Annotated in this window: 9 protein-coding genes and 1 pseudogene; 6 read left to right on the plus strand and 4 right to left on the minus strand. The window is 66.8% G+C overall.

All coding sequences use genetic code 11. From position 1 onward, the window contains the following. From JWQ89_RS19655 to JWQ89_RS19680, 6 genes and pseudogenes are all read left to right on the plus strand, one after another. A pseudogene (locus tag JWQ89_RS19655) lies at positions 1-169 on the plus strand (GMP synthase (glutamine-hydrolyzing)); the annotation flags it as partial. 112 nt (positions 170-281) lie between these two features. After that, on the plus strand, positions 282-1508 hold the full coding sequence (locus JWQ89_RS19660) for a molybdopterin-dependent oxidoreductase (RefSeq protein ID WP_299643846.1): 1227 nt from the start codon (positions 282-284) through the stop codon (positions 1506-1508). 22 nt (positions 1509-1530) lie between these two features. Next, entirely contained in the window at positions 1531-2550 is a 1020-nt protein-coding gene (locus tag JWQ89_RS19665) for a c-type cytochrome (protein WP_299643847.1), read from the plus strand. 201 nt (positions 2551-2751) lie between these two features. Next, positions 2752-3582 carry a tetratricopeptide repeat protein gene (locus tag JWQ89_RS19670; RefSeq protein WP_299643849.1) on the plus strand — a complete coding sequence of 277 codons (831 nt, stop codon included), beginning with the start codon at positions 2752-2754 and terminating at the stop codon, positions 3580-3582. 31 nt (positions 3583-3613) lie between these two features. Continuing rightward, positions 3614-5044, plus strand: a complete 1431-nt coding sequence (gene der, locus JWQ89_RS19675; RefSeq protein WP_299643850.1) for a ribosome biogenesis GTPase Der — start codon at positions 3614-3616, stop codon at positions 5042-5044. A gap of 271 nt (positions 5045-5315) precedes the next feature. Then, positions 5316-6578 (plus strand): hemolysin family protein, encoded by a 1263-nt coding sequence (locus tag JWQ89_RS19680; protein WP_366144024.1) that lies wholly within the window; start codon positions 5316-5318, stop codon positions 6576-6578. A gap of 113 nt (positions 6579-6691) precedes the next feature. Here the strand turns inward: JWQ89_RS19680 and JWQ89_RS19685 are convergent, their stop codons facing one another. The 4 genes from JWQ89_RS19685 to radA all read right to left on the minus strand — a co-directional run. Continuing rightward, positions 6692-7426 carry an SDR family NAD(P)-dependent oxidoreductase gene (locus JWQ89_RS19685; RefSeq protein ID WP_299643855.1) on the minus strand — a complete coding sequence of 245 codons (735 nt, stop codon included), beginning with the start codon at positions 7424-7426 and terminating at the stop codon, positions 6692-6694. A gap of 221 nt (positions 7427-7647) precedes the next feature. Next, positions 7648-9138, minus strand: a complete 1491-nt coding sequence (gene purF / locus JWQ89_RS19690) for an amidophosphoribosyltransferase (protein ID WP_299643856.1) — start codon at positions 9136-9138, stop codon at positions 7648-7650. Positions 9139-9229: 91 nt separating this feature from the next. Next, complete coding sequence (locus JWQ89_RS19695; RefSeq protein ID WP_299643858.1) at positions 9230-9868, minus strand: CvpA family protein; 639 nt, start codon at positions 9866-9868, stop codon at positions 9230-9232. A gap of 124 nt (positions 9869-9992) precedes the next feature. Further along, a partial coding sequence (radA, locus tag JWQ89_RS19700; RefSeq protein WP_299643859.1) for a DNA repair protein RadA occupies positions 9993-11342 on the minus strand: 1350 nt, incomplete at its 5' end.

Below are 11342 nucleotides of genomic sequence, written 5' to 3' on the forward strand. Positions count from 1 at the left end.
CGCGCTCCGCGCCGTGACCTCCGTCGACGGCATGACCGCCGACTTCTTCCCCTACGACATGAACTTCCTCGGCCGCGCCGCCACCCGCATCATCAACGAGGTTCGCGGCATCAACCGGGTGGTCTACGACGTGACGTCGAAGCCGCCGGGGACGATCGAGTGGGAATGACGGGTCGGCAATAGCCGTCGCGTCTTTCGCGGCAAAAATTGACGAAACCCTACCCGTAACGGGTGTTTCTCGTTAACATATGGGTTACGCGCACCAGATGCAGCGTGGCCGCATGAGCAACTTCACTGGCCTCCAGAATCGTCGTCATTTCCTGCGAAATGCCGGCATCTTCGCCGGGATCGCTGCGACCTTTCCCGGCGTGGCCGAAACCTACGTCAATCTCGATCTGCCGGGGGGACCGAACCGGCGCGAGTTGACGTCGGCGTTTCCGCAGAAGGCGGAGATGATTCTGCAGCGCACTCGGCCTCCCTTGCTCGAGACGCCGTTCGAGGTGTTCGATCAGGGAGTCTTCACTCCCAATGACCGATTTTTCGTGCGCTGGCACTGGGCGGTGATCCCCCAGGCCATCGATGTCACGACTTTCACGCTTACCGTTCGCGGCCATGTCAACCAGGTGGTCTCCCTGTCGCTGGGTGATCTGCTGGCGATGCCTCGGGTCGAGGTCGCGGCGGTCTGCCAGTGCTCGGGCAATTCGCGCGGTCTGTTCGAACCGCGGGTAGCGGGCGCTCAATGGCAGAACGGGGCGATGGGAAATGCCCGCTGGGTGGGTGTCAGCCTGCGCAATGTGCTTGACCTGGCAGGTGTGAAGGCCGGTGCCGTCGCAGTGCGATCCGGCGGTTTGGACGATCCCGTCGTCGCGGGGGCGCCGAAGTTCATGAAACCCCTGGACATCGACCACGCCCGGGATGGCGAGGTGATGCTGGCCTTCCAGATGAACGGCGAGCAATTGCCGCTGCTGAACGGCTTCCCGGTGCGTTTGGTTGTCCCGGGATGGTACGCCGACTACTGGGTCAAGATGCTGAGCGACATCGAAGTGCTCGATGCGCCGGACCAGAGCTATTTCGAAGCGGTCGGGTATCGCGTTCCCGACACGCCGCATGCCAGCGTGACGCCCGGGCAAACCGGGTTCAAGACAGTGCCGGTCAGCCAATTGGTGCCGCGCTCCTTCTTCACCAATGTCAGCGACGCGACCACCCTCAAGGCTGGCGCGCCGGTGGAGGTCAGGGGCATCGCGTTCGGCGGAGACAGCGGCGTTGCGCAGGTGGCGCTGTCGCTGGACGGCGGGCAAAGCTGGATGCAGACCGTGCTGGGCGAGGACCAGGGCCCCTACAGCTTCCGCCAATGGAGCGCACAGCTTCAGGCGCCCGAAACCGGAACACTGACGGTGCTGGTGCGCTGCACCAACACGAAAGGTGAGGTCCAGCCGGCCGAGCCGAACTGGAACGGTGGCGGCTTCATGCGCAACGTCATCGAGCGCGTCCAGCTCAAGGTGGCTTGATCAGAGCAGCACGGAGGGAGCGATGGCCATGACAACCAATGCGATCGCCGGGAGCGCTATCGCGGCGGTTGGCCTGATCCTCGTGGGGATCGCGATGCCCGTGCGGTGGGTCGCTCAGCCGGCCGTCGCCGCAAATGCTGCACCGGTCGCGTCCACCCCTTCGGTTGTCACGGGCGGCGGCGTGACGTTGCAATCGGTCGCCGTCAGCTTCCCGCGCAGTGAGGGCATCTTTCCCGGCGGAGACGATGCCGACGCCATGAACGGCAACTGCTTGATCTGTCACTCGACGGGCATGGTGTTGACCCAGCCCGGCCTGACTCGATCCGCCTGGCAGGGCATCGTGGTCCAGATGCAGCACGACTTTCACGCCCCGTTTGCCACCGCGGACGAAACGGCCATCGTCGACTACCTCGTCAACCTGAATGCTCTGGCCCAGAGCCCCTCCGGCCGCCAACCCGACCCCAGCCACGGGGCAGTGATCGCTGCGCAGGGCACGGCGTCCGGCGCTCCAGCCTGTGCCTTGTGCCACGCCTTCAACGGTGCCTCGGATGGTAGCGGCGCGTTTCCGCGGGTCGCCGGCCAGCCGGCCTACTACCTGGCTCAGCAACTGCGCGATTTTGCCTCGGGGGTGCGGACGAGCGCCATCATGACGCCGGTCGCAAAGGCGCTTTCACCCGATGATATTTCCGATGTGACGGCCTATTTTGCAGGTGTCGACGCGCCGTTCCTGCCGCTCGCAGCACCCGATCCAGAGCTCGTCAAGCGTGGCGCACAACTGGCGATGGCGGGCGGGCCCGACAAGCTGCATTGCAACAATTGCCATGGACCCGACGGCTCGGGCGCGCCGCCGGCGATCCCGTACCTCGGGGGTCAATACGCCCAGTACATCACCTTCACCTTGCAGATGTGGCAGCAAGGTTTCCGCAAGAACAGTCCGGACCCTATGGCGGTGATCGCCCAGACACTCAGCGATCAAGACATCAGCGCTGTCGCCGCCTACTACCAGCAGGCGAACGCGCCGCTCGGGATGGCGGCGAAGTGATCAGGACCATCGGGGCGTCACCCGCCGTAGGGGAGAATGCACGTTGCCGGTCGCCGGTGACCCAAAGTAGGTCCGCAACCTGCTGCCCCGTTTCACTCCCTCGTGACCCGCGGCAAGCAGGCCTCGCACGACGTTTGCATTCGCAACCCCGTCTCACTATGGTGCGGCCGAATTCGAACCCCCCTGTTCCGCCAGAGCTACATGTCCAACGAAAACATCATCCGCGAGATCGACGAAGAACTGCGCAGCGACAAGATGCGCAAGCTCTGGCGCGATTTCGGCCCCTACGTAATCGGCGCGGCCGTGGCCATCGTCTTGATCGTCGCGGCAACCGAGGGTTGGAACTGGTGGCAGAACTCCAATTCTTCGAAGTCGTCCGATCAGTTCTACGCAGCCCTGCAGCTCGCCGACGGCACCGATGCCGCAGCGGCGCAGAAGGCGCTCGACGAGGTGATCGCGGGCGGCCATGCCGGCTATCCGGCACTGGCCCGCTTCCGCGAAGCGTCATTGCTGGCGCAGCAGGGCAAGACCGCGGAAGCCGTCGCGGCCTATGACGCGCTTTCAACCAGTCAGTCCAATGCGCACCTGCGCGAACTGGCGCTGGTGCTGGCGGCGAACCTGCTCGTCGATAGCGGCGACGTGGCGCAGGTCGAGCAGCGTGTCGGCGGCCTCGTCGGTGCGACAAGCCCGATGCGCAACGCCGCCCGCGAGGCGATCGGCCTCGTCAAGTACAAGGCCGGCGATCTCGAAGGCGCGCGGCAGAGTTTTGAGGATGCGGTTAACGATCCGCAGGCCGGCCAAGACGCGCGCAACCGGCTGAACGTCTATCTCGCCCAACTGTTCGCGGAAGGCGTCGCGCCGCCGCCGGCGGATGCCGCCGCTGCCGAGGCGCCCGTCGCACCCGTGACCACGGCTCCCGCCGAGACCTCGGTCGGCGACGCGCCGGCCCTCGATACCGCCCCGCCTGCCACGGCAGCGCCTGATGCCGCGGCTCCGGCCGCGGACGCGCCGCCCGCCGCCCCCGCGAACTGAACTTCGCCTTCGCCTTAGCATTGGGGTCTCGATGACCGTCACCGTCGCCATTGTCGGCCGCCCCAATGTCGGCAAGTCGACACTGTTCAACCGGCTGGTCGGCCGAAAGATCGCGCTTGTCGACGACACGCCCGGCGTCACCCGCGACCGGCGCGAGGCCGAAGGCAAGATCGGCGACCTGCGCTTCAAGGTGCTCGACACTGCCGGCTACGAGGACAAGACCGACGGCTCGCTCGAAGACCGGATGCGTCAGCAGACCGAGATCGCCATCCGCGACGCCGACGTCATCCTGTTCATGATCGACGCCCGGGCCGGGGTCACCCCGCTCGACGAGCGCTTCGCCCAGGTCCTGCGCCGCGCCGGCAAGGACGTGCACCTGATCGGCAACAAGGCGGAGGGCAAGGCCGCCGATCCGGGGCTGATGGAGGCCTACAATCTCGGCTTCGGCGAAGCGGTGGCGCTCTCGGCCGAACACGGGCTCGGCCTTGCCGACCTTCACGCCATCGTCTCGAAGGCGGTAGACGCCGCGGCCGAAAAGGCCGCCGAGGCGGCGCTGCCGGAAGACCAGATGCCCGAGGTCGATGTCGACCTGCCGGTGGATGACGGCTCGACCGAGGAAGGCCCGGCCAAGCGCTGGGATCCCAAGCGCTACCTCAACGTCGCCATCATCGGTCGCCCGAATGCCGGCAAGTCGACGCTGATCAATCGCATGGTCGGCGAGGAGCGGCTGCTGGTCGGCCCCGAGGCCGGCATCACCCGCGATTCGATCCTGGTGCCGTGGGAATATAACGGCCGCACCATCAACCTCGTCGACACCGCCGGCATGCGGCGCAAGGCGCGTATCGAACAGAAGCTCGAAAAGCTCGCGGTCGGCGATTCCCTCCGTTCGATCCAGTACGCAGAAGTGGTGGTGCTGCTGCTCGACGCGCAGATCCCGTTCGAAAAGCAGGACCTGACCCTCGCCGACCTGGTCGAGCGCGAAGGCCGCGCCATGGTGATCGCGGTCAACAAGTGGGACCTGATCGAGGACAAGAACAAGGCGCTGACCGAACTGCGCGAGCAACTCGAGCGCTTCCTGCCCCAGCTCAAGGGCATCCCGCTGGTCACCATCTCGGGGCTGCAGGGCCGCAACATCGACAAGCTGATGGCCGCGATCTTCGCCATCGAGGCCAAGTGGAACAGCCACGTCTCGACCGCGCGGCTCAACCGCTGGCTGGCGGGGATGACCGAGAGTCATCCGCCCCCGGCCGTCTCCGGCCGCCGGCTGAAGCTGCGCTACATGACGCAGGCCAAGATCCGCCCGCCGAGCTTCATCCTCTTCGCCTCGCGCCCCGAGGCGCTGCCCAACGCCTACCAGCGGTACCTGGTGAACGGGTTGCGCGATGCCTTCGACATGCCGGGGACGCCAATCAGGCTCTGGCTGCGGGGTGGGAAGAACCCGTTCGACAAGAGCGAGAAGTAGGGGCCCGGCCCCCGCTCATCCGGCGCTACGCGCCACCTTCTCCCCGACGGCGAGAAGAATAGAGCGCCGACCTCGCAGTCGGTATTCCTCTCCCCGTTGGGGAGAGGGTGGATCGCGCGAAGCGCGAGACGGGTAAGGGCCGCGCAGCCACCGGGCCCCCCAAAGCAACCCTTGGCCAATCAGCCAACCTCCCGCTATAAGTCTCGCCTTCCAAGCGACCCGATGCTGAGTGCGGGGCCGCAACCTTGATACGGCATTGTTTCTTGAAATCCTGATTGTCGCCGTCCTGACCCTGGTCAACGGCCTTCTCTCAATGAGCGAACTGGCGGTGGTATCTTCCCGGCCGGCGCGCCTGAAAGTGCTTGCCGCCGAGGGGCAGCGCGGCGCCGCCACGGCGCTGAAGCTGCAGGAAGACCCCGGCAAGTTTCTCTCCTCGGTGCAGATCGGCATCACGCTGGTCGGGGTGCTGTCCGGCGCCTTCTCCGGCGCCACGCTGGGCGAGCGGCTGGGTGGCTCGCTGGTCGGGGCCGGCATCGACGCCTCGGTCGCCATGCCCCTGGGCGTCGGCATCGTAGTCATCATCATCACCTACCTCCAGCTGATCATCGGCGAGCTGGTGCCCAAGCAGATCGCCCTGCGGGACGCCGAAGGCGTCGCCACGCGCGTCGCCCCCCTGATGGCCTTCCTCGCCTCGATCGGCGCGCCGCTGGTCTGGCTGCTCGATATCTCCGGCCGGCTGGTGCTGCGCCTGGTCGGGCAGAGCGGCGAGACCGAGGAGCGCGTCACGGACGAGGAGGTGAAGACGATCATCGCCGAGGCCGAGAGCGCCGGCGTGCTCGAAACCGAAGAGCGGCACATGATTTCGGGCGTCATGCGCCTTGCCGACCGTTCGGCCCGCGGCCTGATGACGCCGCGCCTCGATGTCGAACTGATCGATCTGAGCGAGACGCAGGAAGAAATGCTCGAAAAGCTTCGCGCCACGCGGCACTCGGTGCTGCCGGTGCAGGACGGCGCGGTGGATTCGATCATCGGCGTGATAGTCCGGAAGGACCTGGTCGAGAACGTACTGGCGCGCGAACCGCTCGACCTGCGTGCGCTGGTGAAGGCGGCGCCGGTGGTGATGGACCGCTCGAGCGCCCTCGACGTGCTGAAGGCGCTGCGCGGCTCGCTGGTGCACATGGCGCTGGTGTTCGACGAGTACGGCCATTTCGAAGGCATCGTCACGCCCGGCGACATCCTCGAGGCGATCACCGGCGCCTTTCAGGAGGAGGAGGGCGACGAGAAATCCTACGTCATCCGCGCCGACGGCTCTTTCCTCGTCTCAGGCTGGATGCAGGTCGACGAGTTCCAGGCGCATATCGGCGTGCCGGTGCCCAAGGACGCGAGATACGAGACGGTTGCCGGGTTCGTGCTGGCCGAACTCAACCACCTGCCGGTAGTGGGCGAGACCTTCGAGCGCGGCAAATGGCGCTTCGAGGTGCTCGACCTCGACGGGCGCCGGGTCGACAAGATTCTGGTGACGCGGCTGAGCTAGGCGGGTGCTCCCCTCACCATGAGGCGAGGGCCGGGGGAGGGGACCATCGGCTCTCGAACCCCACCACCCCCACCCTCGATCCCTCCACTCAAGGGGGTGGGAGGCGAACACCTCTAAAGCGCCGTCAGTTCCGACTTTTCCCAATCGTACAGCATGCGGTTCGCGGTGAACCCCGGCTCGATCATGTCGATCAGCTTCGGCGCCACCACCGAAGGGTGGGGCAGGGTCTGCGGGTCCTCGCCCGGCATGGCCTGGGCGCGCATCGCGGTGCGCACGGCGCCGGGGTAGAACACGTTGGTCCTGACCGCGGTCACCCCGCCGGTCTCGGCCGCATAGCTCTTGACCAGCGCTTCGAGGGCCGCCTTGCTCGCGGCGTACGGCCCCCAGAACGCCTTGGCCGAGTGTGCCGACGACGACGAGACGAACACCGCCCGTCCGGCCTCAGACTGGCGCAGCAACAGGTCGACGGAGCGGATCAGGCGGTAGTTGGCGGTGACATTGAGCGCCATTACCCGGTCGAACTCCCTCGGCTCGAAATGCGCCACCGGGCTCAGCCCGCCGAGCATCGCGGCGTTCGCCACTAGCCCGTCGAGCTTCTTCCAGCGCTCGAATACGGCGCTGCCCAACCGGTCGATGGCGTCGCCGTCGCGCAGGTCCGCCGGCACCAGCGTAGCGCTGCCGCCCGCCGCCTGGATCGCGTCATCGAGCTCCTCGAGCCCGCCCACCGTGCGCGCCACCGCAATCACATGCGCCCCCCGCCGCCCCGCCTCCAGCGCCGCCTGATACCCGATGCCGCGCGAAGCGCCGGTAACGAGAACGATCTTGCCGGCGAGGGTAGGGGAGGTCATTTCGGGGATTCCGTGAGGTTCGGCGAGGTTCTAGCGGGGAGGGCATGCTTCGAGAAGGGACAATCGACGGCCTGCGCCGGCCGACCTCCACCCTTGATCCCTCCCCCTAAGAATGGGGAGGGAGACCAAAACACTGCATTCCATGTGAGGGCTCCCTCCCCAGTAGGGGAGGGGACAGGGGTGGGGGTCCACAGCCGCGATGGACCCGGGAGCCCGCGCCCCTAGCTCGCTTCCTTCATCAGCGACAGCATCTTGGGGTCGCTCTTGGTGCGGCCCGTCAGGTCGGTGAGCGTCGTGGGATAATCACCCGTAAAATGGTGGTCGGTGAATTGCGGGTTCAGCGGGTTGCGCTTCACTCCCCCCACCGCGTCGTAGAGCCCGTCGATTGAGAGGAACGCGAGCGAATCCGCGCCGATGAAGCGGCACATCGATTCGAGATTTGGGTGCTGGTTGGCGATAAGGTTCTGGGGATCGGGCGTGTCGATGCCGTAATAGTCGGAATGGAAGATCATCGGCGAGGCGACGCGGATGTGCACTTCCCGGGCGCCGGCATCGCGCATCATCTGCACGATCTTCACCGAGGTGGTGCCGCGTACGATCGAATCGTCGATCAGCACCACGCGCTTGCCCTCGATCTCGGCGCGGTTGGCCGAGTGCTTGAGCTTGACGCCAAAGGCCCGGATCGACTGCGTCGGCTCGATGAAGGTGCGGCCGACATAGTGGTTGCGGATGATGCCGAGCTCGAACGGAATGCCGCTCGCCTGTGCGTAGCCGATCGCTGCAGGCGTGCCGCCATCGGGCACCGGTACCACGACGTCGGCGTCGACCGGCGCTTCCCGCGCGAGGTTGATGCCCATGCGCTTGCGGGCCGAATAGACCGGCCGGCCGGCGACGATCGAGTCCGGGCGGGCGAAGTAGACGTACTCGAACAGGCAGATGCGCTCGGGCCGCGGCGCGAACGGCTTGACCGAATCGATAGTGTAGCGCCCATCTGGCTGGATCTCGCAGATCACCACTTCGCCATTCTCGACATCGCGCACGAACCGCGCCCCGATGATGTCGAGCGCGCAGGTCTCGGACGCAAAGATCGGCTTGCCGTCGAGATCGCCCAGGACCAGCGGGCGGATACCGTTGGCGTCGCGGGCGCCGATCAGCTTGGTGCGCGTCATGGCGACGAGCGAGAACGCGCCCTCGAGATGCATCAGCGCGTCGACGAAGCGGTCGGACGACGCGGCCTTTTTCGAGCGCGCGATGAGATGCAGCACCACTTCGGTATCCGAGGTGGATTGGCAGATGGCGCCCTGCGCGATCAGCTGGCGGCGCAGCGTCAGCCCGTTGGTGAAGTTGCCGTTATGCGCAATGGCGATGCCGCCCACTTCGAGCTCGGCGAACAGCGGCTGCACGTTGCGGAGGATGGTCTCGCCCGTGGTCGAGTAGCGTACATGCCCCATCGCCATGTGGCCGGGGAGGCGCTTGACCGTCGCCGGGTCGGTAAAATGGTCGCCGACAAGGCCGAGTTGGCGCTCGGAATGGAACTGCTTGCCGTCGAAGCTGACGATGCCTGCCGCTTCCTGGCCGCGATGCTGCAGGGCATGGAGCCCCAGCGCGGTCAGCGTTGCGGCTTCGGGGTGGCCAAGTATGCCGAACACGCCGCATTCCTCGCGCAGCGTATCATGTTCCCACTCCGCGATCGGTTTTGCGTTCTGGGTCAAATGGACACCTCGATTTCAGAGCGGGCCAAACGGTACGGGACCGCAGATGCGGTCCCGGTCACGGATTTGCAATGCAGTCACCCGAAATTCATCAGGTGTTGGTGGCCGGCGCCGTGTCCTGCGGAGTGGCGTCTTCCGGCACATCGGTGCTCTCGTCCGGCGGCGTCGCATCGGGGGTAGTCGGCGACTCGGCGGGAGATTCGTCCTCGCCGGCGCCGCCAGCGCCACGCTGCAGGATATCGGTGACCTGCTTTTCGAGATCCGGCGGCAACAGCCCGATCAGGCTGTCGCCGAAGCCCTTCAATATGGGCAGCGAGCGCGATTCGGCCGCCCAGGACGGCAGGTTCGACGGCATCAGCCACAGCCCGAAGATCACCACGATCACCGCAATCAGCACGCCGCGGGCGACCCCGAAGATGAACCCGAGGCTCCGATCGAGCGGCCCGATGCGGCTATCGACGACGAAATCGGCGATCCGCATGGTGATGAGATGGAGGATGATCAGCGCGATGATGAAGGTGCCGAGCACCGTCACGATGTCGGCGACGATCGGCTCGGCGATATAGCCGCGCGCGATGTCCTTGTGGTTGAAATAGGCATAGGCCGCGATCGCCGCGGAGCCCGCCCAGGTCGCCAATGACAGCACTTCGCGGGTGAAACCGCGGGCCGTGGCCAGGATCGCCGAGATCAGGACGAGAACGCCGATGCCGACGTCGAATGCAGTCAACATGTAGAAAACCCGCCCATGGGACCCGCTTCAAAATCCCGTGTAGCCGCTAATCGGGGCAAAGCCAAGCCGTGACCGGACTGCGCATGGCCGATGTTCACGGAAAGCGCGATGCGTTGCCAAGCGGTTACTCCGCTGCCTGGCGCGTGCCGCGCGCCGCGATGCGGCCGATGAGTTCGGCGAGTTCCGCATACTCCCCCACCGCGATGCCGCTCGGGATGTCGCCCTTCCCCAGCCGGCCGGTCACTGCGCCCTGGAAGCCGAGCTTCTGCGCCTCGCGCAACCGCTGCGCCGCGTGAGCCACGGGCCGCACGCCGCCCGCCAGCGAGATTTCGCCGAAATACACATTGGAGGAGGGGAGCGGCGACCCCGTGAGCGAGGAGATCAGCGCCGCCGCCACCGCGAGGTCCGCCGCCGGCTCGTTGATCTTCAGCCCGCCCGCTACATTGAGGTAGATGTCGTTGGCCCCGATCCGCACCCCGCAGCGCGTTTCGAGCACCGCCAGCACCATCGACAGCCGCGAGGAATCCCAGCCCACCACGGCGCGCCGCGGCGTGCCGAGCGGCGAGGGCGCCACCAGCGCCTGGATTTCGCACAGCACCGGGCGCGTCCCCTCCATGCCCGCGAACACGGCCGAGCCGGCCGCGTCCTTGTCGCGCTGGTCGAGGAACAGCGCCGAGGGGTTGGCCACTTCGCGCAGGCCCAGTGTGGACATCTCGAACACGCCGATCTCGTCGGTCGCGCCGTAGCGGTTCTTCACCCCACGGAGGATGCGGAAGGTGTGGCTGGCGTCGCCCTCGAAGTAGAGCACCGCATCGACCATGTGCTCGACGACGCGCGGGCCGGCGATCTGCCCGTCCTTGGTGACGTGCCCGACCAGCACCACGGCAGCGCCGGATTTCTTCGCGAACCGCGTCAGCGCCTGCGCCGAGGTGCGCACCTGCGTCACCGTGCCGGGCGCGCTCTCCACCCGATCGGTCCACAGCGTCTGGATCGAATCGATGATCACGAGGTCCGGGGCAGGGCCTTTCTGCAGGGTCGCGAGGATGATCTCGACATTGGTCTCCGATGCCAGCAGCACCGGGCTGTCGCCGAGCCCCAGCCGCTGGGCCCGGAGCCGGATCTGCGCCACCGCCTCCTCGCCCGAGACATAGACGACGCGCCTGCCGCGCTGCGCCATGGCCGCCGCCGCCTGCAGCAGCAGGGTGGACTTGCCGATCCCCGGATCGCCACCCACCAGCACCGCCGAGCCCATGACGAACCCGCCGCCGGTCACCCGGTCGAGTTCCCCGATCCCGGTCTCGACGCGCGCCGCCGTCTCGGTTTCACCGGCCAGCGGCAGCAGCTCCACCGGCCGCCCGCCGGCCACCGCCGACTTCGGCCCGGCGCCGACCCCCGAATCGACGATCTCCTCGACAATGGTGTTCCACTCACCACACGCCTCGCACCGCCCCTGCCACTGCGTGGTCGCCGCGCC

Origin of the sequence: Devosia sp. (assembly GCF_028290645.1) — a bacterium.
Taxonomy (GTDB): domain Bacteria; phylum Pseudomonadota; class Alphaproteobacteria; order Rhizobiales; family Devosiaceae; genus Devosia_A.